Source organism: Leifsonia sp. NPDC014704, assembly GCF_043083605.1.
In the GTDB taxonomy this organism is placed as follows: Bacteria; Actinomycetota; Actinomycetes; order Actinomycetales; family Microbacteriaceae; genus Leifsonia.
Window position 1 is genome coordinate 1,100,257 of sequence record NZ_JBIBYW010000002.1, and the last position, 24,480, is coordinate 1,124,736.

At 70.7% G+C, this 24,480-nt stretch carries 26 protein-coding genes; 8 read left to right on the plus strand and 18 right to left on the minus strand.

Annotated features, from left to right (window positions below):
- The first annotated feature begins 11 nt into the window (after positions 1-11).
- Positions 12-920, plus strand: coding sequence for an alpha/beta hydrolase (locus ACF1AJ_RS16820; RefSeq protein WP_309854117.1), 909 nt, complete (start codon positions 12-14; stop codon positions 918-920).
- The gene (locus ACF1AJ_RS16825; RefSeq protein WP_231371233.1) at positions 851-1,963 is read left to right on the plus strand and encodes an Lrp/AsnC family transcriptional regulator; all 1,113 of its coding nucleotides are present in this window, start codon (positions 851-853) and stop codon (positions 1,961-1,963) included. Before ACF1AJ_RS16820 ends, ACF1AJ_RS16825 begins: the two co-directional genes overlap by 70 nt.
- A gap of 292 nt (positions 1,964-2,255) precedes the next feature.
- On the opposite strand, the gene ACF1AJ_RS16830 is transcribed toward ACF1AJ_RS16825, so the two are convergent.
- Positions 2,256-3,848, minus strand: a complete 1,593-nt coding sequence (locus tag ACF1AJ_RS16830) for an ATP-dependent DNA ligase (RefSeq protein ID WP_391508385.1) — start codon at positions 3,846-3,848, stop codon at positions 2,256-2,258.
- Between the two features lie 60 nt (positions 3,849-3,908).
- On the opposite strand from ACF1AJ_RS16830, the gene ACF1AJ_RS16835 reads away from it, so the two are divergent.
- Positions 3,909-4,280 carry a cupin domain-containing protein gene (locus tag ACF1AJ_RS16835; RefSeq protein WP_391508386.1) on the plus strand — a complete coding sequence of 124 codons (372 nt, stop codon included), beginning with the start codon at positions 3,909-3,911 and terminating at the stop codon, positions 4,278-4,280.
- A 36-nt stretch (positions 4,281-4,316) separates the two neighbouring features.
- Here the strand turns inward: ACF1AJ_RS16835 and ACF1AJ_RS16840 are convergent, their stop codons facing one another.
- Positions 4,317-5,642, minus strand: a complete 1,326-nt coding sequence (locus tag ACF1AJ_RS16840; protein ID WP_391508387.1) for an MFS transporter — start codon at positions 5,640-5,642, stop codon at positions 4,317-4,319.
- Positions 5,643-5,810: 168 nt separating this feature from the next.
- Between ACF1AJ_RS16840 and ACF1AJ_RS16845 the strand changes: the two genes are divergently transcribed.
- On the plus strand, positions 5,811-6,389 hold the full coding sequence (locus tag ACF1AJ_RS16845; protein WP_391508388.1) for a TetR family transcriptional regulator: 579 nt from the start codon (positions 5,811-5,813) through the stop codon (positions 6,387-6,389).
- Positions 6,390-6,529: 140 nt separating this feature from the next.
- Here the strand turns inward: ACF1AJ_RS16845 and ACF1AJ_RS16850 are convergent, their stop codons facing one another.
- The 6 genes from ACF1AJ_RS16850 to ACF1AJ_RS16875 all read right to left on the minus strand — a co-directional run bounded on the left by ACF1AJ_RS16850 (position 6,530) and on the right by ACF1AJ_RS16875 (position 10,839).
- Positions 6,530-7,231, minus strand: a complete 702-nt coding sequence (locus ACF1AJ_RS16850) for a DedA family protein (RefSeq protein WP_391508389.1) — start codon at positions 7,229-7,231, stop codon at positions 6,530-6,532.
- 68 nt (positions 7,232-7,299) lie between these two features.
- Positions 7,300-7,506 (minus strand): hypothetical protein, encoded by a 207-nt coding sequence (locus ACF1AJ_RS16855; protein WP_391508390.1) that lies wholly within the window; start codon positions 7,504-7,506, stop codon positions 7,300-7,302.
- Between the two features lie 5 nt (positions 7,507-7,511).
- Positions 7,512-8,558 (minus strand): cation diffusion facilitator family transporter, encoded by a 1,047-nt coding sequence (locus ACF1AJ_RS16860; protein ID WP_391508391.1) that lies wholly within the window; start codon positions 8,556-8,558, stop codon positions 7,512-7,514.
- The gene (locus ACF1AJ_RS16865) at positions 8,555-8,935 is read right to left on the minus strand and encodes an ArsR/SmtB family transcription factor (protein WP_391508392.1); all 381 of its coding nucleotides are present in this window, start codon (positions 8,933-8,935) and stop codon (positions 8,555-8,557) included. Before ACF1AJ_RS16865 ends, ACF1AJ_RS16860 begins: the two co-directional genes overlap by 4 nt.
- 51 nt (positions 8,936-8,986) lie before the next feature.
- Entirely contained in the window at positions 8,987-9,202 is a 216-nt protein-coding gene (locus ACF1AJ_RS16870; RefSeq protein WP_391508393.1) for a hypothetical protein, read from the minus strand.
- Between the two features lie 89 nt (positions 9,203-9,291).
- Positions 9,292-10,839 carry a molybdopterin-dependent oxidoreductase gene (locus ACF1AJ_RS16875; RefSeq protein WP_391508394.1) on the minus strand — a complete coding sequence of 516 codons (1,548 nt, stop codon included), beginning with the start codon at positions 10,837-10,839 and terminating at the stop codon, positions 9,292-9,294.
- A gap of 127 nt (positions 10,840-10,966) precedes the next feature.
- Between ACF1AJ_RS16875 and ACF1AJ_RS16880 the strand changes: the two genes are divergently transcribed.
- Positions 10,967-11,623 (plus strand): fasciclin domain-containing protein, encoded by a 657-nt coding sequence (locus ACF1AJ_RS16880; RefSeq protein ID WP_391508395.1) that lies wholly within the window; start codon positions 10,967-10,969, stop codon positions 11,621-11,623.
- Positions 11,624-11,711: 88 nt separating this feature from the next.
- Positions 11,712-12,536: an MBL fold metallo-hydrolase gene (locus tag ACF1AJ_RS16885; RefSeq protein ID WP_391508396.1), complete on the plus strand. Its 825-nt coding sequence runs from the start codon at positions 11,712-11,714 to the stop codon at positions 12,534-12,536.
- A gap of 22 nt (positions 12,537-12,558) precedes the next feature.
- Here ACF1AJ_RS16885 and ACF1AJ_RS16890 read toward each other — a convergent pair whose 3' ends face one another.
- From ACF1AJ_RS16890 to ACF1AJ_RS16910, 5 genes are all read right to left on the minus strand, one after another.
- Positions 12,559-13,305, minus strand: coding sequence for an alpha/beta hydrolase (locus tag ACF1AJ_RS16890; RefSeq protein WP_391508397.1), 747 nt, complete (start codon positions 13,303-13,305; stop codon positions 12,559-12,561).
- Between the two features lie 68 nt (positions 13,306-13,373).
- Positions 13,374-13,775, minus strand: a complete 402-nt coding sequence (locus tag ACF1AJ_RS16895; protein WP_391508398.1) for a VOC family protein — start codon at positions 13,773-13,775, stop codon at positions 13,374-13,376.
- Positions 13,776-13,800: 25 nt separating this feature from the next.
- Positions 13,801-14,319, minus strand: a complete 519-nt coding sequence (locus ACF1AJ_RS16900; RefSeq protein ID WP_391508399.1) for a hypothetical protein — start codon at positions 14,317-14,319, stop codon at positions 13,801-13,803.
- Between the two features lie 95 nt (positions 14,320-14,414).
- Entirely contained in the window at positions 14,415-15,797 is a 1,383-nt protein-coding gene (locus ACF1AJ_RS16905) for an LLM class flavin-dependent oxidoreductase (protein WP_391508400.1), read from the minus strand.
- Positions 15,798-15,865: 68 nt separating this feature from the next.
- The gene (locus tag ACF1AJ_RS16910; RefSeq protein WP_391508401.1) at positions 15,866-16,672 is read right to left on the minus strand and encodes a cytochrome c oxidase assembly protein; all 807 of its coding nucleotides are present in this window, start codon (positions 16,670-16,672) and stop codon (positions 15,866-15,868) included.
- Between the two features lie 276 nt (positions 16,673-16,948).
- Between ACF1AJ_RS16910 and ACF1AJ_RS16915 the strand changes: the two genes are divergently transcribed.
- Both ACF1AJ_RS16915 and ACF1AJ_RS16920 read left to right on the plus strand, forming a co-directional pair.
- Positions 16,949-17,683: a C40 family peptidase gene (locus ACF1AJ_RS16915; protein ID WP_391508402.1), complete on the plus strand. Its 735-nt coding sequence runs from the start codon at positions 16,949-16,951 to the stop codon at positions 17,681-17,683.
- Positions 17,684-17,703: 20 nt separating this feature from the next.
- Complete coding sequence (locus ACF1AJ_RS16920) at positions 17,704-18,333, plus strand: LysE family translocator (RefSeq protein WP_309854054.1); 630 nt, start codon at positions 17,704-17,706, stop codon at positions 18,331-18,333.
- On the opposite strand, the gene ACF1AJ_RS16925 is transcribed toward ACF1AJ_RS16920, so the two are convergent.
- The 5 genes from ACF1AJ_RS16925 to ACF1AJ_RS16945 form a co-directional block, all read right to left on the minus strand.
- Complete coding sequence (locus ACF1AJ_RS16925; RefSeq protein WP_391508403.1) at positions 18,317-19,228, minus strand: dihydrodipicolinate synthase family protein; 912 nt, start codon at positions 19,226-19,228, stop codon at positions 18,317-18,319. The two genes, ACF1AJ_RS16920 and ACF1AJ_RS16925, sit on opposite strands and share 17 nt — an antisense overlap.
- Before the next feature lie 81 nt (positions 19,229-19,309).
- Entirely contained in the window at positions 19,310-21,214 is a 1,905-nt protein-coding gene (gene phoA / locus ACF1AJ_RS16930) for an alkaline phosphatase (RefSeq protein WP_391508404.1), read from the minus strand.
- A gap of 114 nt (positions 21,215-21,328) precedes the next feature.
- Complete coding sequence (locus ACF1AJ_RS16935) at positions 21,329-21,898, minus strand: GNAT family N-acetyltransferase (protein ID WP_391508405.1); 570 nt, start codon at positions 21,896-21,898, stop codon at positions 21,329-21,331.
- A gap of 26 nt (positions 21,899-21,924) precedes the next feature.
- Positions 21,925-23,043, minus strand: a complete 1,119-nt coding sequence (locus ACF1AJ_RS16940) for a DUF1611 domain-containing protein (RefSeq protein ID WP_391508406.1) — start codon at positions 23,041-23,043, stop codon at positions 21,925-21,927.
- A 195-nt stretch (positions 23,044-23,238) separates the two neighbouring features.
- The gene (locus ACF1AJ_RS16945) at positions 23,239-24,366 is read right to left on the minus strand and encodes an endo-1,4-beta-xylanase (protein WP_391508407.1); all 1,128 of its coding nucleotides are present in this window, start codon (positions 24,364-24,366) and stop codon (positions 23,239-23,241) included.
- Positions 24,367-24,480 lie beyond the last annotated feature (114 nt).

Here is a 24,480-nt window from a genome sequence, read left to right on the forward strand (position 1 = left end):
AAAGGAACACCGTGACAACAGACGTCTCCCCCGAGTTCGCCGCCGCGACCACCACCGCGCAGTTCGTCGAGATCAACGGCAATCGCCTCGCCGTCGAGGTGCTCGGACCGGAGGGGGCGCCGGTGATCATCACCCACCACGGCGCACCCGGTCTCGGTTCGCGCGCGGAACCGCGCGCCAGCTTCGGGCGCCTGGCGGACGAGTACCGCGTCGTCGTGTTCGATGCACGCGGCTCGGGCGAGAGCGAGGGCAACGGCGAGTTCAGCCACGAGCAGTGGGCGGCCGACATCGACGCGCTGCGCGAGTGGATCGGCGCCGAGCGGATCGTCATGGCCGGCGGCTCGTACGGCGGCTTCATGTCGCTGGAGTACGCGACGCGGTACCCGGACCGGGTGCTCGCCCTGGTGCTGCGCGACACGGCCGCCGACAACTCCCACTCGGAGCTGTCCCGCAAGAACGCGCTCGCCTCCGACCGGGTGACCGTCGACATGGAGAAGTTCGACCGCATCGACGAGGGTCGCGTGCGCGACAACGACGACCTCCGCGACTGCTGGCGCGAGATCCTCCCGCTGTACGACTACGTCTACGACCCGGAGGCGGTCGAACGGAAGGTCGAGGCCACCCCGTACCGCTACGAAGCACACAACTACGCCTTCTCGAAGAACCTTCCGACCTATGATCTGAAGGGGGCGCTCCCGGGGATCACCGCACCCACGCTGGTGACCGTCGGGCGGACCGACTGGATCACGCCGGTCTCGTGCTCGGAGACGATCGTGTCGCTCATCCCGGATGCGCGGCTGGCGATCTTCGAGAAATCGGGTCACTCTCCCCAGATCGAGGAGGCGGAGGCATGGACGGACACGGTGCGGGGATTCCTGCACGAAGTGGTGCCGCCGGTGCGGAGCGCGGCGTCCGAGTGAAGGCGCTCGACACCCTCGACGACCTCGACCGCCGCATCATCGTCGCGCTCCAGCACGACGGACGAGCGAGCTGGACCGCGATCGCGGACATGGTCGGCAGCTCCTCCGCCACCGTCGCCCGCCGCGGCCAGCAGCTGGTGCAGGACGGCGTCGTGCGGATCGCCGTCGTGCCGGCGCTCGGCAGCTCCGGGCAGGTCGACACCTTCCTGGTGCGGCTGAACTGCCGCCCGGGCACGCAGCTCGAGGTCGCGGCAGCGCTCGTGGAGCACGCCGACGTCCGCTTCCTCACGCTGGTGACCGGGCAGTACGACATCATGGCCGAGGTCGTGGTGACGGGAGGCGCTGCTCACTACCCGCAGCTCATCCAGCAGCTCCAGTCCATCGCAGGCATCAAGCGCTGGCGCAGCGACCTCATCATGCACGTGCACAAGGTGCGGCACGACTGGAGCCGGCAGCTGTTCGCCGAGACGATGAAGCTCCCGCAGGAGGACGAGAAGGCGTCGCTGGTCGACGCCGAGATGTGCGAGCCCGACCACCTCGACGAGGCCGATCGCCGCATCCTCGCCGCCCTCCGCGACGACGGCCGCGTCACCTTCCAGGCCATCGGCGACCGGACGGGCATGAACGAGTCCAGCGTGCGGCGCCGCTTCGACCGGATGCGCGCGAACCACTGCCTCGACATCCTCACGCTCGTCCCCGCGGCGGCGCTCGGGATGGGTGCGGAGACGCTGCTGCTGGTCAAGGTCGCGCCGTCCCGGCTGGAGGCCGTCGCGCAGGAGCTCTCCGGGTATCCGGCCGTGCGCTACCTCGCCTCGTTGCTGGACGACAACTCCCTGTTCTGCGAGCTGATCACGCCGTCCGTGGGGGAACTGAACCAGTTCATCTCGCACACCCTCTCGGTGCTCGAGGGCGTCGAGGGCTGGACCGGCGCGATGGAGCTGCTGTACCTCAAGCGCGGCTTCATCGAGACGCCGTGGTGGCGGGCGCAGGTCGGCTACGCCGACGAGGCGGAGCGGCGGGAGGCGGCGCGCCTGCGGGCGTGACGCTCGCGTCCGCGTCCAGCGCGGTCGGCTCCGTCGGTGCGGCTGAAACGGAGGAGATCCCGCACGTCCGACTCCGCGCATCCTCCGTTCGTGGCGAAACGCCGCGCGTCGCCATGGGAACTCCTCCCTTTCCACGGCCGCCGGGGCACCTTTCCCGCGTCCGCGAGGTGGCGGGAAACGGAGGAGTTTCGGTCCGACACTCCGGCGGAATCCACCAAACGGAGGAGTTCCCGAGCCGATCGGACCCGGAACTCCTCCGTTTCGGTGCGAGGGCGAGGCGGGTGCGGGACGGTCACTCGCGGAGGAGGCCGCGCAGCGTTTCGATCGTGTCGGCCTCGCCGGCGTCCTTGTCGTCGCGGTACCGCTTGACGCGGGCGAAGCGCAGGGCGATGCCGCCGGGGTAGCGGCTGGATCGCTGCACGCCGTCGATCGCGATCTCGACTACCGTCGTCGGCGCGACCCAGACCGTTCCGGCCGTTCGGCGCACCTCGATCTCCTGGAAGTGCTCTGTTTGCCAGGCGAGGAGCTTGTCGGTGAGGCCCTTGAAGGTCTTGCCGACCATCACGAAGCCGCCCGGCTCGCCGAAATCGCCCTCCGGATCGCGGGCGCCGAGGTGGATGTTCGACAGCAGTCCCTGCCGCCGGCCCGACCCCCACTCCACGGCGAGCACGACAAGGTCGTACGTGTGCACGGGCTTCACCTTGACCCAGCTGGACCCGCGCCGGCCCGCCGCGTAGGGCGAGTCGATCGCCTTCACGACCACGCCCTCCTGCCCGGCGGCGAGGGCGTCACGCGAGACGCGCTCGGCCACCTCGGGGTCGGCCGTGACCTCGCCGGGGATGCGATGGTCGCCAGCCACGCGCTCCAGTTCCGCCAGCCGGATGGACAGCGGCTCGTCGAGCAGGTCGCGGCCGTCGACGTGCAGGATGTCGAAGAACCAGGGATGCAGCACCGTCTCCCGCAGGGCGTCCGGACCCTCAGTCGCAGGCTCCTTCGGCGCTGGGGTCGCGGCGTCGCTTCGCGCCGCCCCTGAGCTCCACCGCGCAAATCGCGACATGGTGTCCTGGAACGGCCGAGGCGCTCCGTCCTCATCGAGCGACAGGGTCTCTCCGTCGAGGATCACGTCGCGCACCGGCAGTCGCCGCGCCACTTCGACCACCTCCGGCAGGCGGTGGGTGATGTCCGCGAGGTTGCGGGTGAAGACGCGGACCTCGTCGCCGCGCCGGTGCACCTGGATGCGCGCGCCGTCGAGCTTGTACTCGACCGACGCCTCGCCGGTCGTCGCGAGGGCCTCCGCCGCGCTCGGGGCTGACGCCGCCAGCATCGGGAGCACGGGCCGGCCCACGACCAGGCCGACCGCATCGAGCTCCTCCGCAGTGCCGGTCAGCGCCAGGCGGGCGGTCTCGCCGAGGTTTCCGGACAGCATCGCGGCGCGGCGAACGCTGTCGCCGGGGCGGTCCGCGGCCCGGGCGATCGCATCCATCAGCACGCCTTCGAGTGCCCCGGTGCGCATCTCGCCGAGGAGCACGCGCGCGATGAAGTCCTGCTCGCGTGCGGTGGCCCGCGCTGTGAAGTCGCGGAGGGCGCGGTTGCGCTCTCCGGCCGAGCCCGATCCCGACAGCGCCGCGAGGCGGTCGAGCAGCGCATCCAGATCATCGACGGTCAGAGAGGACTCCGACGCCGGCTCGCCCATGGCGCCGCTGAGCCCGCGCCAGCCGACGCCGACGCGCCCCTGCCGGGCCTTGCCGACGAGGAACCCGACGGCCGGGGCGATCTCCTCCGGATCGAGGTCGGCGAGAAGCGCCGCGAGCGCATCCACCTTCGCCAGCCGGGACCGGGTGGATGCGACGGTCTCGGCCGTCGTCACGAGCGTGTCGAGGAGCACCTCCCCATACAACCACCGGCCTCCGACGTCGTGCGGTCGAGCCGGTCCTAGGCTGACGACATGAACACGGTCCACAACCTCGACGCCGCCTTCGCCCTCATCCCGGAGCCGTGGCAGCCGCACCGCCTCGCGAGCGTCAACGACTACGACGTGAAGGTGGCGCGCCTGCGGGGTGAGTTCGTCTGGCACGCGCATCCCGAGACCGACGAGCTGTTCCTCGTCATGGAGGGACGGCTCACCATCCAGCTGCGCGACGGGGATGTGGAACTCGGTCCGCATGATGTGTTCGTCGTCCCGCGCGGCGTCGAGCACTGTCCGAAGGCCGACGAGGACGCGCTCGTCGTGATGGTCGAGCCGCAGGGGACGGTCAACACCGGCGACCGTCCGGGCGAGCGCACCACCGAGGTGCGCGAACTCGCCGACGGGGCCTGACCGGACGCAGCGCGGGCCGCCCCGATCGGTGCGGGCTCAGGCCCGTGCGTCCTCCCGGACGACGGGCTGCGATCCGCTGGCCTCGTTGAGGGTCTGCCCGGTCGTCTCCGGGGCCGTCACCTGCGACACGAGTGCGCCGATCACGCAGACGACCGCCGCGATGATCATGCACCAGCCGGTGCCGATGGAGGCGATGCCCACCGGCAGCAGGAAGGTGCCGGCCGCCGCTCCCACCCGGCTCGCCGCTGCCGCCACTCCGACGGCCGAGCTGCGCACCTCGGTCGGCATGATCTCGATCGGGTAGACCGCCGACAGGTTGCCCTGCAGCGCGTTGAAGAAAGCGAAGACGGCGAAGCACGCGATGGTGACCCAGGCGGGCGCCCCCGACCACACGCCGACGACCGCGAGCGCCGCCGCCATGATCCAGAACGGCGGGATGAGCTGCTTGCGACGGCCGATGTGCTCGATGGTGAGGGCGCCGACGAGGGCGCCGATGGTGGCCAGGCCGTTCACGCCGATGGTGCCGGCGGCCGGGTTGGTCAGGTTGAGCGACTTCAGCACGACCGGCGCGAAGGTGAAGATCGCGAAGTAGGGCGCGACGTTGCACGCCCAGAAGACGCTGATGAACAGCAGCCGGCGAAGGTTCTGCCCGTGGAACAGGGCGCGGTATCCGCCGCGCGACTCCTGCTCTGCATCCATCCCTTCGGCGGCGAAGTAGTCGGCGCCGAGGTTCTTCTCCACGATCTCGTCGGCCTCCGCCTGGCGGCCGCGTCCGATCAGCCAGCGCGGCGACTCCGGGATGCCCATGCGCACCACCCACGCACCGATCGCGGGGATGACGCTGGTGGCGAGCACCCACCGCCAGTCGGCGCCCAGCGCGACCATCGCATAGGCGACGACGACGGCCACCAGGAAGCCCCCGTACCAGCACACGAGCAGAGCGGAGAGGCGGCGCCCCCGGTTGCGGTTGGGCGCGAACTCGGCCAGCATCGCCGCCCCGATCGCATACTCGGCGCCGATCGCGACACCGAGCAGGACGCGCACCACGAACAGTTGCCACGGCTCGGTCACGAGCGCTTGCAGCACGCCCAGCACGATGAAGCAGCCGATGTCGATGGTGAACATGCGCTGCCGCCCGAACCGGTCGGTCAGGTAGCCGGCGAGGGGTGCGCCCACGAAGATCCCGATCAGCGAGGACGCACCGATCAGGCCGGCCTCGACCGGCGACAGGTGCAGTGCGGTGGTGATGGCCGGGAGCACGACGCTCAGGATGCCGAGGTCGAAACCGTCGAGTCCCTCGCCCCAGGCGGCGCTCAGGTTGATGCGGCGGACGAGGGACCGGCGGCGCTGTTCGATGCTCACGAGCCGACACGGTGGCCGGAAAACCGGGTGGACGGTAGGGGTTGCCTTTTCGGGCTGTGCGCATCCTGTGTTCGTTTCCCCACCCCTGGTTGACCGCTTTGCCTCTGGCTGAGGGGCGCCCACGATATCGTCATCTCAGACACGCCACTTCGGGAGACGGGCCTTCGCATGCCGAGACAGGAGCGCGCGGAGCGCACGCGCCTCGCCATCCTCGACGCCGCCGCCGCGGAGTTCGACGAACACGGCTATGAGGGTGCGCGCCTGGAGCGCATCGTCGAGCGGACCGGCGCGACCAAGGGTGCGGTCTACTTCCACTTCCGCTCCAAGCTTGACATCGCTCGCGCGCTCGTGGCCGAGAAGTACGCGAACTGGCCGGTGATCATCGGCGAGGTCGAGGAGTCCGGGCTGCGTGGTCTGCCCGCCGCGCGGGAGCTGACGCGCCGCGTCGGTGCGCTGCTGGCCTCAGACGTGCGCGTCCGTGCCGCCATGAAGCTGTCGCAGACCGTGCTGCCGCCGTCTGCCGACGAGAATCCCTACGCGCGCTGGGTCGCGGTGCTCTCGCGTGTCCTGGGGCAGGAGACCGAGGACCGCGGCGGCCCGGACGTGGACACGCGAGCCGTCGCGACCGTCGCGGTGCACGGCATCTTCGGGGCGTACATGATCGCGGACGAGCGCGGGACACTCGACGGGCTCGCGTCGGACATCGACAGGATCTGGGAGGTCCTCACCGTTCCCTTCGATCGCTGAGCCCGATTTGCACTCAAACCGGTAAGTCCGTATGTTTTGCGCGGGGACACCGACGACACTCGGCGTCGTCACTGGGGGAGTACGCCCCGTCTCGTTGCGAGTCGGGGCGTACCCCGACCCCGCCCCCACGCTTGCCGCAGTCAGGCCGACGGGTCCGCGTCCCGCCTCGCTGCGCGATGACGCAGGATCCGGCGCAGCACCAGCCAACCGAGCACCAGACCGACGGCGACGTACACGACGATGTCGATGTACTCCGTGTACCGCTCGACGAGGTGGTACTGAGTGCCGAGGGCGAACCCGGCGCCGACGAGGATCGCGTTCCAGAGCAGCGTCCCGGCGAGGGTGAACGCCGCGAACCGGCCGAACGGCATCCGTGTCGCGCCCGCCGGAAGGGAGATCAGGCTCCGCACCAGCGGCACGAGCCTCCCGAAGAAGACGGCGCCGCGTCCGTGGCACTTCAGCCAGTCGGCCGCCTTGGTGAAGTCCTCCTCCTCGACCAGCGGCAGCCGCGACAGCAGGCGGACGGCGCGCTCCTCGCCCAGCCTGCGGCCGAGGACGTAGAGGATCGCGGCGCCGGCGAAGCTGCCGAGCGTCGCCGCCAGCAGCACGAGCGCGACGTTGAGCGAGCCCTGATAGGCGAGGAACCCGGCGAACGGCAGGATGACCTCGCTCGGGATCGGCGGGAAGACCACCTCCGCCAGCGAGCAGAGTCCGACGCCGATCTCGCCGAGGGTGGTCATGACACGGGCGGCGAGGCCGGCGATACCGCCGAGTTCGGAGGGGTCGGTCTGCGTCTGGAGCGGGGACGCGGCGGCGGGCAGGGCGAGCAGGTGTCCTGTCATGCCGACGACGGTACCCGCGACTCGATGGGAAACGCGTGGATGTGCGGGGGCCTCACAGGCCGCACCGGTCACCTCTGCGGGGGATCCGCCCGCGGGCGGTGCACGCGCGCGAGTGCCACCAGGCTGCCGAGGCCGTCCGCGGTTCCCGGCCAGTTGCGCTCGAGCGCGTCGTAGCCCGCGGTCCGGCGCTGTTGCACGACCAGGACCGCCACCAGGGCGACCCACATCACGGCCAGGGCGAGCACTCCTATGGCCGTCCAGATCCGCCCGGGCACCGTGTTTATGGGCCCGACGGGCTCGTCGCGTCCGGAGTCACTTCGAGATGCAGCTCGTCGAGGGTGCGCAGGTGCTCCCTGGCGTGCTCGCGGGCGGCCGTCGCGACCCGGTGCGCGTCGCGCAGACCGACCGCGTCCACAGCGAGCTCGGCGCTGCCGTGCAGCCGGTGGCCGACCCACCGCAGCTGCACCCGCGGTACAGCCACGACACCCGGCGTCTCAGCCAGGGCGTGCTCCAGCTGCTCCACCAGCTCCGGCTCGACGCCGTCGAGCAGCCGGCGGCCGATGCTGCGCACGGTGCCCCACAGCAGCACGACGATCGCGGCCGAGATGAGCACACCGACGATCGGATCGGCGAGAGGGAAGCCGAGCATGACGCCGAGCGCGCCGAGGACGACGGCGAGGGAGGTGAAGCCGTCGATGCGGGCGTGGACGCCGTCGGCCACCAGCGCAGCCGAGCCGATGCGCCGACCGACCCGGATGCGGTAGATCGCCACCGCCTCGTTGCCGGCGAACCCGATGAGGCCGGCGACGACGACCCAGCCCAGGTTCTCCAGCGGCTGTGGATGGAACAGCCGGTCGATCGACTGCCAGGCCGCCACGATCGCGGACAGGGCGACGACAGCGATGATGAACAGCCCGGCCAGGTCCTCCGCCCTTCCGTATCCGTAGGTGTAGCGGCGGGTGGCGACCCGGCGCCCGAGCACGAAAGCGACCCAGAGAGGGACGGCCGTGAGGGCATCGGAGAAGTTGTGCACGGTGTCGGCCAGCAGGGCGACGGAGCCGCTGAACGCGACGATCACCGCTTGCAGCAGCGTGGTCGCGAGCAGCACGAACAGACTGATCTTCAGGGCGCGGACGCCTTCGGTGCTCGCCTCCATCGCGTCGTCGATCGAGTCGGCCGCGTCGTGCGAGTGCGGGACGAACATCCCGTAGAGGAAGCCGCGGAACCCGGTCGGGTGCTGGTGGCCGTGGTCGTGCGCGTGGTCGTGATCGTGGTCATGCGGGTGCGCGTGGTCGGGCGCGTGATGCGTGTGTGCCTCGTGGGTCACGCGGTTACCTCGTCCTCTGCCGTCGCCGCCGCATGGTGGTGGCGCGGGGTGCCGCCGAGCGAGTGCTCGGCCTGGAAGATCGCGTCGCTCACGAGCCGGCTCGCGTGCTCGTTCTCCAGACGGTAGAAGACGCGCTGGCCGTCCTGCCGGGTGGCGACGATCCGCGCCAGCCGCAGCTTCGCCAGGTGCTGCGACACCGCTGCGGGCTGCTTGTCGAGGATGTCGGCGAGATGGTTCACCGACAGCTCGCCCGCATCCCGGAGCGCCAGCACGATGCGCACCCGCGTCGCGTCCGCGAGCATGGCGAAGACCTCGACGGCGAGTTCCACGTACTGACTGTCGGGGAGACGCCCGCATATCGGCTTATCTGCATGCATACGCAGATTAAAGCGCGCCTCGGCGCGACGGGCAACTCGCGCCGCCGGCCGCTACGGTCGCAGCGTGGAACGGCCCGCCGTGATCGTCGTGACGAGTCCGTACGCGAAGACACCCCCGCCGACCCAGGTGAGCACGTGGAGCCAGGACGGCCCGCCGTTCAGATCCCACATGACCCCGCCGACGAGGAAAAGCACTCCGACGATCATCAGCGTCACGCCGATGCGCCGAAGCTTGGCGGGCGGCTGTTCCGTGAGCTGTTCATCCATGTGGACCCCCGATATCGTCTCGAAGCCCCATCATCCCGGCGCCGCCGCCCACCGGGGCGAAGACCCGCCGGGCCGCCCGCTGAGCGCGCTCAGCCCACCCGCACCAGCGTCTGCTGCCATCCGGTCGACCCGTTCGGCGCGATCGGCGTGCGCTTCTGCTCCTGCATGCGGCCCGCGCGGTCGGTGGCGCGCACGGCGAGTGTGTGGCTGCCGGGGGTGGCGTCCCAGTCGAGCGACCACTGCACCCACGTGTCGGCGTTGATCGGGGTGGAGAGCTTCGCCTGTTGCCAGTCGCCGCCGTCGATCCGGACCTCGACGGTGCGGATGCCGACCGTCTGCGCCCACGCGACACCGGCGATCTTCGTCGGCCCGGCCGAGAGCGGCTTGTCCACCCGCGGGGTGTCGATGCGGCTGGAGAGCTTGATCGGGGCTTTCGCGCTGTAGCCGCGGGGCGTCCAGTACGCCTGGTCGTTGGCGAAGGTCGTCACTTTCAGCTCGGTGAGCCACTTCGTCGCCGACACGTAGCCGTAGAGGCCCGGCACCACCATCCGCACCGGGAACCCGTGCTCGAGGGGGAGCGGTTCGCCGTTCATCCCGATCGCGAGGATGGCGTCGCGACCGTCGTCGGTGAGCGCATCCAGCGGCGTGCTGGCGGTGAAGCCGTCGACGCTGCGCGACAGGACCATGTCGGCTCCCCGGCGCGGACGGGCGAGGGCGAGGATGTCGCGGACCGGCACGCCCAGCCACCGCGCGTTTCCGACCAGGTTGCCGCCGACCTCGTTCGACACGCAGGTGAGGGTGACGCCGTACTCCGCCGGACGCATGTCGACGAGGTCCTGGAAGCTGAGCTCCACGCGCTTCTCGACCATCCCGTCGATGGTGAGGCGCCAGTTCGCCGGGTCGACCGACGGCACGGTGAGGGCCGTGTCCACCCGGTAGAAGTCCCTGTTCGGCGTGAAGAGCGGGCTGATGCCCGGGACGTCGAGTTCGGCGCCGGCGGGTACTTTCAGCTGCGAGGCCGGGGTCGGGAGCTTCAGTGCCGAGCGGACCGCCGCGATGGATGACGTGGCAGCCGACCCCAGCCGCGACCCGACCCCGGCGACCAGGGCTCCCGCCGCTGCGACCGAGGTGAGCACCAGGAACCGGCGGCGGTCGACGCCGACCCCCTCCGCCTTCGCGGTCCCGTCCCGCCACGCGTGAAGCCGGCCGATCAAGAGCCGCAGCACCACCGCTCCGAGCATGGCGCCGACCGCGGCGGGCAGGAAGCCGAACGGGCTGGCGCCGGTGCGGGTGAGTGTCGCGACCACGGCCGCGACCCCCGCGAGGGCGAAGAGCGCGACGCCGACCCACCGGCGCCACCACTCCAGCACCCCGGCGACGGCGGCGGCCACGAATACCGCGAGGCCCAGGCTCGCCAGCAGGAAGAGCTTGTCGTTCGACCCGAACAGGTCGATCGCCAGCTCCTTCGCCCAGCGGGGGACGACGTCGATCACGAACGAGCCGACCGCGACGATCGGGCTCGCGTCGCGCACGGTCAGCAGGGCCACCAGTTCGGCCGCTCCGAGGAACACGCCACCGCTCACCGCCCCGGCGAGTGCGGCCAGGGCGATGGTGCCGATTCTCTTCTTCGCTGACATGCCTGGAGTTCGTGGCGGAGAGGCCCCGCGGATTGGTTCCAATCCGATTCGCCGCCGGGGCCGAACCCCTGATGACCGCCCCGCAGCGGCCGCAACGATCGTCACCATCCCTCGAAGGAGAAGAACCATGCGATCCACAGCTCGTCTCGCAGCGGCAGCCATCCTGGCCGCAGCCGCCCTCGCCCTCACCGCCTGTTCGTCCGGCTCGGGCAGCTCCACCTCCAGCGACTCCGGCTCCTCGATGAGCAAGTCCACCCCGTCCGCCTCGACGATGGACCCGGCCGCCGACCTCGTCGGCCCCGGCTGCGCGGCCTACGCCAAGCAGGTCCCGTCGGGTGCGGGTTCCGTCTCCGGCATGGCCGAGGACCCGGTGGCCACCGCGGCCAGCAACAACCCGCTGCTGACGACGCTCGTCGCGGCCGTCTCGGGCAAGCTGAACCCGCAGGTGAACCTGGTCGACACCCTGAACGGCGGCGACTTCACCGTCTTCGCTCCGGTCGACGACGCCTTCAAGAAGATCGACCCGGCGACCATCGACTCGCTGAAGACCGAGGCGGGCACGGCCACGCTGACCTCGATCCTCACCTACCACGTGGTGCCCGGACAGCTGGCGCCGTCCGACATCGACGGCACCCACAAGACCGTCGAGGGCGGCGACGTCACCGTCACCGGCTCCGGCGACTCCATGAAGGTCAACGACGCCAACGTCATCTGCGGCGGCGTCAAGACGGCCAACGCGACCGTGTACCTCATCGACTCGGTCCTGATGCCCCCGGCCAAGTAACTCCCGGCATCAGCCCGCCCCCGGCGCGGCCGTGCAGCCTCCCCGCTGCACGGCCGCGCCGTCTGTGTACGGGCCGTAAGCTGCCTCCATGCGCGTGGGCGGACTCCGAGTGGATGCGATCTCCGACGGCGCGTTCGTCGCGCGTCCGAGCTACTTCGGCGACCGGGTGCCCGCGACGGCCCGGCCGGACGTCTTCGACCGCGACGGGGCGGCGTGGCTCCCGATCGGCTGCTTCCTCATCCGCGAGGAGCAGGGCGAGACGGATGGTGCGGCGGCTGTCGTCCTGGTGGATGCCGGACTCGGCCCCGCCCTCGACCCGATGCCCGACGGGATGATGCTGATCGGCGGCCAGCTGCCGACCGGACTGCGCGCGGCGGGCATCCATCCGGCCGAGGTCACCGACATCGTGATCACGCACTTCCACATGGACCACGTCGGCTGGCTGTTCGGCACGGATGCACAGCCCACCTTCCCGAACGCCCGTCTCTGGTTCGGCGCGGGCGAGTGGGCGCACTTCGTCGAGGGCCGGGGCGAGATGGCGCCGCACATCCGGGCCGGCTTCCGCGCGCTCGGGGGAACACTGACGCTGCAGCCCGTCGACACCGAGGTCGTCGTCATGCCCGGAGTCCGGGCCGTGCCGGCACCCGGACACACGCCAGGACACCTGGCCGTGGTGGTCGAGTCGCGCGGTGAGCGGCTCCTCCTGCTGGGCGACGCGATCACGATCCCGCAGCAGCTGGCCGAAGAGGGCTGGCACTCCCTGGGCGATGTGGACGCGGCCCGCGCCGAGCGCACGCGTCAGGGACTCTGGGAGCGTCTCGTCGAGCCGGGCACGACCGGCGTCGGCGCGCACTTCCCCGAGCTGCGGAGTGGGCGGCTTGTGGGCGGGGAGTGGTCGCCCGTCGGCGGGTAGCCGACCTCGGATTCGTCGCGCGTCACTCGGACAGGAAGCCGCTGAGCGCTTTCGTCAGCTTCGCGCGGGCCGTCTCGTCGTCGATGGTGGCCGGCCGGTCGCCCGGCTGAGTGCCGTAGTCGCCGAACTGAGCGTGATCCATGCCGTCGATCTCCACCATCCGTGCGTCCTCCGGCAGCAGGTGCCGGTTCGCTGCGATCTTGGCGGGCGTGCTCAGGCCGTCGCGGCTGCCGCCGATCGACAGCACGCGCAGATCCGTACCGCTGAGGTCGTTGGCGCAGTAGGAGCCGAACAGGATGAGTCCGGTCACCTCCGGATCCTCGGCCAGCTGGCAGGCGCGGACGCCGCCGAGGGAGTGGCCGCCGACGTACCAGTCGGTCACCTCGGGAGCGTGAGCGGTGAACGTGGAGAGCGGCCGCTGGTCGAAGAACGCGAGGTTCAGCGTCGGCTTCGTGATGACGACGGTGAGGCCCGTCTCGGCGACGACGCCCGAGAGTTTGTTCAGGTAGGCGTACGGGTCGACGAGCGCGCCGGGGACGAACACGAGGCCGTCGCCGGAGGGTGTGCCGGTCGGCTCCATCACGACCGACTCGCCCGCGTCGTCGATCGTGACGGCGGGGTTCCGCCACGCCTCGAGCGCCGCGGAGCGATCGCCCATCATCGGCGTGGACGCCCAGGCGAGGAAGCCCACCACGACCAGCACGAGGACGCCGAGGACCGCGCCGCCTGCGATGAGGATGCGGCGACGGGTTCCGCTGGACCGGCTCACGAATCCAGCGTAGCCCGACCATAAGCCTGCTGACTAATGTCCTAGCAAGGGAGTTTGGGTCCTCGCGGTTAGGCCGACGCGCTCCACTGCTGGCCGGGCCGGTAGGAGCCGAAGCTCCACTCGCGCCCGCCGGGGTCGAGCACCCGCGCGCGACGGCTGCCCCACTCCGTCTCCTCGGGCGGGAACACCACCGTGGCGCCCGCGGCGACGGCGCGCGCGAACATCCCGTCCACGTCCTGGGTGACGAGGTACAGACCGACGCCGGTGGAAGCGCCGACGAGCGGCGGGACGTCGTAGGGCGCATCGTCCGACGCCAGCATCACGACGGTGTCGGCCCAGCGCAGTTCGCTGTGAACCACGGTCCCGTCATCCCCGGACTGCAGCTGGAGCACGTCGAAACCGAGTGCTTCGAGCCAGGCGATCGCGGCCGGGGCGTCGCGATAGCTGAGGGTGACCGCTGACGAGATCATGGTTCCTCCCGGCCCGTCGGGCTGGTCAGTCGTTCAGGACGGAGGACGGCGGTCGCGCCTGCAGGTCGGCGCGGATGCCGTCGAGGACGGCGTGCACCGAGACGCGCTTGGCCTCGGTGTCGACGATGTTGGCGGGAATGGTGACGACCAGGCCGGAGCGGTAGAACGCCCGCACGCGGAAGCCGCCCTGCCAGGATGACTCCATGCTGTTGTCGCTCTCCGTCCCGCCGGAGAGCTCGAAACGCAGCAGGCCGGAACGGCTCTCGACGCGCGTCACCACCTGGGCACCCGGGGTGCTGTCGTCGATGACCTCGGCGGCGACCACGGTGTGCTCGGTGAAGATGCCGACACGCAGGGTGACGGTGGAGAGACCGGAGGCGATGGCGGCACCGAGGTAGATGATCCGGGCGTCGCCCACGGCGAGCTCGAGCTGGCGGATCAGCGCCGGGTACCACTCGGGGTTCCCGCCGAGCAGGTCCTTCAGCCCGCGCTCTCCGTCGAGGAGCTCGCGCAGCTGGTCCTGGATCGCCGCAGTGTCCGTCATGGCCTGCCCTTCGGTCGCCACTGAGGCGCGGCGGGAGCCGCGTCTCTGCTCAGCATATCGCTAGCCAGGCTAGAGGAGCGATGGTCTACAGATTCTCAGACAGCGGGGGATGCAGCGACCTTGTACTGCGCTCCGCGGTGCGTGTCGGGCAGTCGGTCGCCCGCGCCGTGCAGCTTGTTGCGCAGCGTCCCCGGCGCGTACTCCTCGGGGTACGCGCCCCGCTTGCGCAGCTCCGGGATGACGTACTCGACGATGTCCTCGAACGTTCCGGGCGTGATGGCGTACGCGAGGTTGAAGCCGTCCACGTCGGTCTCCTCGACCCACTCCTGCAGCTGGTCCGCGATCTCGGCGGCCGAGCCGACGATGAAGGGGCCGAGGCCGCCGATGGCGCCGTTGCGGCCGATGTCGCGCACGGTCCACTCGCCGCCGTCCTCGTTCGGCCGCTGGAAGTTCGCGACGGCCGACTGGATGGCGTTGCTGTCGACGTTGCCGATCGGCTCGTCCAGGTCGTACTGCGAGAGGTCGACGCCCATCCACCCGGACATGAAGACGAGCGCGCCCTCGTCGCTGGTGTACTGCAGGAAGTCCTGGAACTTGGCCTGCGCCTTCTCGCTGGTCTCGTCGGTGATGATCGTCAGCAGCGTGTAGATGCGCGCCGAGTACCGGTCGCGGCCTGCGGCCTCGAGGGCGTCGCGGAGCTTGCCGACGGTCGCCTTCAGACCCTCCTTGGTGGACGCCGCGACGAAGATCGCCTCCGCGTTCTCCGCAGCGAACGCGATGCCGCGCTTCGATGCGCCGGCCTGGTAGATGACCGGCGTGCGCTGCGGGCTCGGCTCGGAGAGGTGGATGCCCGGCACCGTGAAGTGCTTGCCGCGGTGGCCGATCTCGTGCACCTTCGACGGATCGGTGAAGACACCGGACTCGCGGTCGCGGATGACCGCGTCGTCCTCCCACGACCCCTCCCACAGCTTGTAGAGCACCTCGAGGTACTCGTCGGCGTGGTCGTAGCGGTCGTCGTGCTGCAGCTGGTCGTCGTGGCCCATGTTGCGGGCGGCGGAGGGCAGGTATCCGGTGACGACGTTCCAGCCGACGCGGCCGTTGGTCAGATGGTCGAGCGTCGACATTCGGCGGGCGAACGGGTACGGGTGCTCGTAGGCGGTGCCCGCGGTGATGCCGAAGCCCAGGTTCTCGGTCACCAGCGCCATCGCCGAGACGAGCAGGATGGGGTCGTTCACCGGCACCTGCGCGCCGTGACGGATGGCGGCCTCGTTGCTGCCGCCGTACACGTCGTAGGTGCCGAGCACATCGGCGATGAAGATGCCGTCGAAGTTCCCGCGCTCCAGCAGCTTTGCGAGCTCGGTCCAGTAGGTGAGGTCCTTGTAACGCCACGCCTGGTCCTCGGGGTGCCGCCACATACCGGACGACTGGTGGGCGACGCAGTTCATGTCGAACGCGTTGAAGCGGATCTGCCTGGTCATGGGTCCAGGATGAGCGAACCCGGCCCCGCCCGCACGCGCGCCGTCATGGTGCGTAACGCGCGCCGGCCTCAGTTGCGTTGATGGAGGTGCTGCCGGGTCAGCTCCGCCAGCTCCTCGTCGCTCAAGTCGTCGTAGCGCTTGCCCTCGGTGCGCTCCAGGCGCATCCATCGGACGAACAGCAGGACGAGCACGGGCACGTCGGCGACCTCGGCGATGAACCAGAGCAGGTCGCCGGAGAGGTGCTGGTCGTGCAGGGGAGTGGGGAACCAGAACGGCATGCGCCCGACGATCGCCGGTGCGTGGTCGAGGATGCCGTCGTTGAGTCGCAGCAGGAGGCCGGGGATCGCATCCAGCACCAGCTCGACGAACGCGAGCAGGAACTCCACCGTGATGAAGAACCCGGTGCGGACGACGGAGTGGGCGACGATCGGCAGCACCAGCAGCACTCCGACGAGCGGGGTGAGGACGGAGATGGTCCACTCGGACCACACCGAGTCGCGCAGCACGGCGGCGAGCGGCGTGAGGAAGACGAGGAACACCGCGCACGCGAACGCGGGGGCGGCGATGGCGTTGCCGAACGCGCGCACCGGCCGGGAGCGCATCACCCGGTCGGTGCGGCGGCGGCCGGCGGGGCCGAGCGCCACGCGCGCAAGGGCGACGGGCCTCCCGAGGGCGAGGAACGCGGGGACGACGAAGAGCAGGAGCGCGATCCGGGTCGTGAAAGCCCAGCGGAGGTCGGTGCTCTCGGCGCCGAGGAACCCGAACGAGATGACGGCGTACGACCCGAGGCCGAGCAGCAGGAACGCGGCCGTCAGGCGAAGCGGCCAGCGGCGGCCCCGGCGATGGAGCCGGAGGACGCCGCCCAGGTACAGCACGGCCGCCGCACAGAGCAGCGCAGCGGCGGCCGGGTCGAACGACCAGGTGGTGAGGAAGACGGCGACGGGGGGCGTGAGCGGCTCCGATCGGTGACGGGCCTCCCCATTCTCATCCCAGGTCGGGAGCGCGATCCGGCCGCAGGCCTCCGTCTGAGAGGAACATCAGTCCGACTCAGAGGACTCCCGGTGGGATCGGGCCACGACCCCCTTAGGCTCGATCCCGGTCGCGCGGACTTCGGGCGATGGGGTGCGGGTCGTGAGACGGACGAGGTCTGGATGACGGGCGGCGAACGACGGCGGGCTCTGGAGCAGGAACGGGCCGAGCGGAGCGGTCGCACCTCGCGGAGTCGTGGCGCGCGACCAGCGTCGGCACCGCGCTCCTCACGCCGCGGGATCGCACTCGGCGCCTCGGGCGCGACCATCGCACTCCTCGCCGGCATCGCCATGGCGCCGCCGGCCGTCGCTGAGCCCATCGACATCGTGACGGCCGCCGCCAGCGGGCGCGCGGCGCACCAGGCTATGACCGTCTCGGCGATCGTGGCGTCCGCCCGCATCGACCGCGACGACCCCGTCGCCTCGGCGGTCGCCGGCATCATCGCCGGTCACGGCGGCGCGGCGGGCGAGCGGGCCGCTGGGGCGATCGTCTCCGCCCTCGCCCTCGGCGGCGCGCGCGAACAGATCGTCGCCACAGCGCTCAGCTACCTCGGCGACCCGTACGTGCTCGACGGCTCGGACCACTCCGGCATCGACTGCTCCGGACTGGTCATGGTCTCGTACGCCGCCGTCGGCATCCCCCTCGGGCATCTCGTCCACCTGCAGGACGATGCCGGGCGCCCGATCAGCGAGAGCGATGCCCAGCCGGGCGACCTGGTGGTGTTCGACGACGAGGAGCACATCGCGATCTACCTCGGCGACGGGATGCTCATCCAGGCGCCCGAGGAAGGCCGCCCGGTCGAGATCACCACCGTCTGGCAGGGCGTTCCCCACCACTTCACGCGCCTGCTGCCCTGAGCGGCCTGCATACTGGTCGCATGACCGTCGCCAGCCTGCTCGCCTTCGCCGGCCTCTGCCTCGTGCTCGCCCTCACACCCGGACCGGACACGTTCCTCGTCCTCCGTTTCAGCCTGGCGCGGCAGGGCGCGGGCATCGCGGCGGCTGCGGGCACCGCGCTCGGGTCGCTGGTGTGGGCGGTCGCGGTGGCCCTGGGGCTCGCCGCCGTACTCGAGCAGTCGGCCGAGGTCTTCCGCATCCTCAAGATCGTCGGCGGCCTGTACCTGATCTACCTCGGCGTCGCCGCCTTCATCGCGAGCCGGAAGGGCACGGCGCACGGCGTCGAGCCGACCGCCCGCCGCACGGGGCTGCGTTCGGGATTCACGGCGGGGATGCTCTCCACGATGATGAACCCGAAGGTCGGTCTGTTCTTCCTGGCCATCGCGCCGCAGTTCGTCCCCCACGACGGCTCGACCATCGCCAGCACCCTGCTGCTCGGCGCGATCGTCGCCGTGGTCGGCTCGCTCTACCTCGTGGTGGTCGCGCTGCTGGCCGGCCGCGCCGTCGCCTGGCTGAAGCGTCCGGCTGTCACGACGTGGCTCGAGCGCATCTCGGCCGGGATCCTGGCCGCGCTCGGGATCGGGACGATCGCGCTCAGCGCGGAGTCGTGAGCCCGAGCGTACCCAGGAGCTCGCTGACGCGTGCACGATCCTCGGCGCCGAGGCCGAGGATCGGACGGGGCAGGCAGGAGCGCGATGCCCAGCCGAGCTCTTCGGCGATAGCAGCGGTCACACGGAGGCTGCCGTACGCCGCGAAGAGCGCCCAGAGTCCGTCCCACTCGTGCGAAAGCGCCTCCGCCCGCGCGGCGTCGCCCGCCCGAGCGGCAGCGGTGATCGCCGCCGGATGGTCGGGCAGCGTGCCGGCGATCACGGAGTACCAGGCGTCGCATCCCGCGTTCAGTCCGGCAGCGCCCGATGCATCGCCGGAGACGCCGATGGTCACATCGCCAGGCACGATCGAACGCAGGTGGTCGATCCGAGCGCGCGCCGCGACCGGATCGGCAGGAACCCCGGGGATCTTGATCGACGCGACCGTGGGCAGTGTCGCGATGCGGGCATAGAGATCGTCCGTGAAGGTGAAGTGGGTCGTTGCGGGGTTGTCGTACACGATCATCGGCACCGAGAGGTCGGCGTCCACATCCGCATAGAGGCCGTAGACGTCGTCGGCGGTCAGCGCCTGGTAGGTCATCGGCGCCAGGAGCACCGCAGCGGCACCGGCCGATTGGGCGTCCTCCACGTATTGCCGCACGTGGCTGGTCCGCAGGCCGCCGATGCCGGCGAAGACCGGGGTGTCGCCGGCCTCGGCGACGGCGGCCGACACGACGGCGCGGCGCTCCTCGCGCGAAAGGTAGGCGTACGACCCGGTGGAGCCGAGCGCGGTGATCGAGTCGACCGGCGCGGCGGCCAGCCGTCGCACGATTGCGCGGAACGCGCGTTCGTCGAGTCGGTCACCGGCGAGGGGCGTGAGGGGGAAGGCGCTGAGGCCTTCGAGGGAAGGGTCGACCACATCCCGACGGTATCGGCAAAGGGGAGGGATCCGCGATCCCTCCCCTTCGTGCCCTCGGCGTCGTGCGAGCGCGTCTGCCGGTCAGACCTGCGGAGCACCGTCCGGGCGGCGACGGCCGCGGGTCACGAACAGGTAGCCCGCGATCAGCAGGGCCAGCGCGATCACCACGATGAGCGGCGCGACGATCGAGCCGGTCGAGGCGAGCGAGCCCGCGGAGGTGGATCCGGCGGTCACCGCGCCGTTGCCGCCACCGGTCGACCCCCCGGCCGATCCGCCGGGCAGGGCGCCGGAGGGCTGGCCGTCAGCGGTGACCTCGAAGTTCACCGTCACCGACTTCCCGCTCTGCGAACCCGTGATCGTGATGGTGTGGGCGCCGAGGTCGGTCGGTGCGGTCGCCGTGATGGCGGCCGATCCGCCCAGCACGTCGGTGCGCGGCAGCGCGACCGGGTCGGACTGCATGACCCCGGTGACCTGACGGTCGCCGCGGAAGCCCGCCAGCGTCGCCGTGATCGGGTCGCCCGGCTTCACCGTCGTCGCGCTCAGCGTCACCGAGGCGCCGGCGCTGAGGGCCGCGTAGTCGCGGTTCAGCTCCAGTGCGCGGGCGATCGTGAAGAACGTGTCGGACTGGTCGGTCAGGCCGACGACGTCGGCAGCACCGGGACCGTACCCGGCGATGCGCAGCTGGGCGCCGGTGTGCTGCTGCGAGCCCCCGGCGGCCGCGGTGCCGTAGGCGACCTTCATCACGGTGCCGTCGGCGGTCGTCAGCGCGGTCGAGAGGGTCGCCGGCGGGGTGCTGTCGACGATCTGGCTGGTGTGGGCGTGGTCGGCGGTCACGATGACCAGCGTGTTGCCGTCCTTCTTCGCGAACGCGAGCGCCGCCTGCACGGCCTCGTCGAGGTCGACGGTCTCGCCGATCTGACCGCACGCGTCGGCCGAGTGGTCGCGCTTGTCGATGCTGGCGCCCTCGACCTGGAGGAAGAAGCCGTCACCGCCCGGCTTGTCCAGGAGGGAGATCGCCTTGTTCGTCAGCGACGAGAGCGAGAGGTCGGTCGCCAGCCGGGCCGGGTTCGGGGTGCAGGTGACCGGCGCCTGGTCCGCGCCGCCGACGGTCGCCGTCGTCGAGGCGTAGCGGGTCGGGAAATTGCCGGGGGTGAACAGGCCGAGCAGCGGCTTCTGCTGGTTCGCCTCCGTCACACCCGCCAGGCCCGCGGCGTCGCCGACCACCTGGTAGCCGCGCTCGGCGGCCTGGTCGAACAGCGTCTTGTCCTTCCACTGCCCGGCCTTCGCGGTCTGCGTGAAGGAGGTCGAGCCGCCGCCCAGGGTGACGTCGGCGCGGGCGTCGAGCAGCTGCTCGCTGATCGAGCCGAGGCCGCCGTTCTGCAGGGCGTCGGAGCCGCACGATGCGCTGTCCGGCCCGTAGCAGGAGCGGGCGCCGACATGCGCGACCTCCACGGCCGGGGTCGCATCCTGGATCTCGGCGGTGCTGACATTGCCGGTGCGCAGTCCGTTGGCGCGGGCCAGCTCCAGCAGGGTCGCCTGCGGCTTGCCGTCGATGTCGACGGAGATCGCGTTGTCGTAGGTCTTGGTGCCGGTCGCCCACGCGGAGCCGGTCGCGGCGGAGTCCGGCACGTAGTCCGGCTTGCCCTTGTTCGCGCCGTCCTTGTACACGGAGTAGGTCGTGTACTGGCCGGTGAGCGGCAGGGCGTCGATGCCGGGCAGCATGCCGCCCGCGCCGTACTGGTAGTTGCGGGCGACCGTGATCTCGCTGTCGCCCATCCCGTCGCCGATGAGCAGGATGACGTTCTTGGCGGGCCCGTTCACGATCGACTGGCGGAGCGCCGTCGTGGAGTCGTCGGGGTTGCGGGCGGCGCCGCCGTTGTCGGAGGTGGCGGCCAGCGCGGGCGCGGGAAGCAGCGCGGCGGCGAGCACGCCGGAGGCGGCGATGAGCACGGCGCCGCCCTTCCAGCGCGAAGCGGAACGGAACATGCGGACGGGTCCTTTCAGTCGAGTGACCGGACCATCCGACCGGGTCGCGGTGACGCGCGGATGAACCTGAGAGAGCGTTCATGTGAACTCTCACAGCATGCCGCGCAGTGCACCTCAGGCGCCGAGTTCGCGCCGCATCAGCCAGCGCACCCGCCCGCCCGAGTGGGCGTCCGTGGCCAGCACGCGCGAGAACCCGTGCTTCTCGAAGAGCTCGACCGTTCCGACGTAGCCGCTGATCACATCCACGCGCTCACCGCCGGTGTCGACCGGGTAGCCCTCGACCAGCGCGGCACCGGAGGCGCGGGCGTGCTCGACCGCGCCGTCGAGCAGGTCGTGCATCAGGCCGCGTTTGCGGAACCCGCCGCGCACGACGAAGCACACGATCGACCACGGATCGCGCTCCTCGTCGAGGTGCGGGATGGTGCGGGAGTTCATCAGCCGGCGGTAGGTCGACTTCGGGGCGACCGAGCACCAGCCCGCGACCTCGCCGTCGAGGTAGGCGAGCACGCCCGGGCCGGGCTCCGAGGAGCACTCCGTGCGCATGTACTCGATCCGTCCGGGCATGTCGAGGCGGGAGTCGCGGTAGGACATGCAGACGCATCCACCGCCGCCGGGTTTTCTCGGGACCATGAAGGTCGCGAAGTCGTCGAAGCGGCCGGTGGCGGGGAGGACGTCGATGGCCATGTCGGAAGTGTATTCCGGGCCACCGACTACGCCAGGCTGGACTCCGTGCTCGCGGCACCGGCGAGCGCCTCGCCGCGCAGACCCAGCTCCGGGAAGGCGAGCAGCACCATGTCGACGAGCTCCTCCAGCGGACGGGTGAGCGCGTCGGTGACGGGGAGGCCGAGCTGGGCCTCGTGCTCGGCGATCGTGTCGTCGATCCCGGCCGCCGTCAGGCCCTCGTGGTTGATGGTGACGCCGATGACGCTGGTGTCGCTGAACGCCTGGATCAGGGCGATCTCGCTCGCGGCCGTCGGCATCGGCATCATCGGGAAGTCGCCCAGCATCACGCGCCCGGGGGCGTGCTGGAGGATGACGCCCTCCGGCCGGCTACCGCGCAGGATGGCGCCCGAGCTGAGGTAGGCGGGGTGGCTCAGCGCGCCCTGGCCTTCGACGATGATGACGTCCGGGTCCTCCTCCTCGAACGCGGCGACGACCTGCGCCTCCACCTCGCCGGAGCAGAACTGGGGGATGGTGGCATCGAGCGCGACTGCGTACCGGGCCCCCTGGATCAGCGCCGTCTGCCCGGTCCCGACCATCACGGCGCGAATGCCCTGCGCGTTCAGCGCCTGGGTGAGCAGCGTGGCCGTGGTGCGCTTGCCGACCGATCCGTCCGTGCCGAGCACCGCGATGCGGGGGCACGTGACGTCGAAGATGCGGCCGCTGAACAGCGTCAGCTCCGCGATCTCCTTCGGCCGCCGCACGTCCTCGATCGTCACACCGGCCACGAGGGCGGCGGCGACGAACTCGGCGTCGTCGTTGAGGTACTCGTGCAGTCCGTTGACCAGGTTCATCCCGCGGTCGATGCCGTCGAGGAGCACGGCGCGGTGGTCGGCGGTCAGCCGGCCGTCAGTGGGCGCCATCCCGAAGATGAGGGTGTCGGGGATGAAACCCGCGCGATCGAGGGAGGCGTCCAGGCTCGCGAGCACCGGGATCCCGTTGGGCACCCCGTCGAGGAGCCGGCCTGCGTCTTCGCCGGCGCAGGTGCTGTCGATGACGCTGAGGATCTCGTACTTCTCGGAATGACGGACCAGACCGTTGGCGGTCTTGCCGTCGAGCCTCCCGAACAGGCCTTCGCAGTAGACGACGGCTTCAACGGACGCGGGCATGGCGCTCCTCTTGTATGCACAGAGGAGGCGACGGGATCGTGGCCGGACCCGGGGGTCCTTCTGTCAACGAGGCGTCTTCCCTGAAGTCGGCACAGTGCCGACTCGGGAACCATAGCAGCGCGACCTGGGCGCGGCGCACGGGAGGGGCCGCACGAACGCGTCCGTGCGACCCCTTCCGTGACTCCCGCTGGTGACTCAGCGCCGCGGATCGTTGCGCCCCGGCGTGCCCGCAGCGAGAGCGAGCGTCTGCTGCAGGGCGGTGTACTCGGGCTTGGGCTGGAGGCTCTCGTCGTAGATCGTTGCCGCGCCCTCGCCCGGGAAGACATCGGGCACCCACGAGTACGCGTCGCCGATGCCCCACACCGTGTACGACAGGCACGCCCGCACCGCCAGGCAGGCCTGGAGAGTGGAGGTGAACCCGCCGATCTGGGCGTTCTGCTCCACCGGGGTCACCGGCAGCGTCGTGCGCACATCCACCTCGGTCTCGGCGACCTTCAGCCCCAGTGCCGCGAAGCGCTGGAGGTTGTTCTGCAGGTCCGGGAGCGGGTACTGGGTGTCGAGGTGGGTCTGGAAGCCCACGCCGTCGATCGGCACGCCCTGCGCCGTGAGGTCCTTCACGAGCTGGTAGACGGCGTTGCTCTTGGGGCCCGTGTACTCGATGTTGTAGTCGTTGTAGAACAGCAGGGCCCGCGGGTCGGCCTGGTGCGCCCAGCGGAAGGCGTCGGCGATGTAGCCGGGCCCGAGCTTCTGCAGCCAGATGGTGTCGCGCAGCGTTCCGTCGTCGTTGAACGCCTCGTTGACCACATCCCACTGCCAGACCTTGCCCTTGAAGTGGGTGACTTCGTCCACGACGTGCTTCTTGAGGAGCGCGCGCACCTCGTCGGGGGTCATCGACGGCGCCGCGGCGTTCAGCCACGCGGGCAGCTGGCTGTGCCAGACCAGGGTGTGCCCGCGCACGAGCTGCCCGTTCTGCTGCGCGAAGGAGACGAGGTCGTCGGCCGCCGACCAGTCGTACGTGCCCTGCGTCGGCTCGACGACCTCCCACTTCATGACGTTCTCGGGAGTGACGCTCGAGAACTGGGACGCAGCGATCGCCCGGTAGTCGGAGTTCGTGGCGAGCAGATCGGTGTTGATGGCGGCGCCGATGCGCAGCCCCGACTGCGACGCCAGGGCGCGCAGGGAGTCGGGTGCCGCAGGGGTGTGGTGGGACGGTGCGGACGGTGGGGTGGTCCTGGCCGCGAAGGCGGCTCCCTGGGAGAGGATCACTGCTCCGGCCCCGATCACTGCAGCAGTGATGAGACCGGCTCGAAGACGGATTGACACGCGGATACTCCTTTGTATGCGTCGGACGTCGCGGCTCTGCGGCGTCCTCACCGGTTTTGTTGCATCATCCAGCAAAACCGTGACCCATACGGGTGTCAAAAGTTTTGGAAAAGT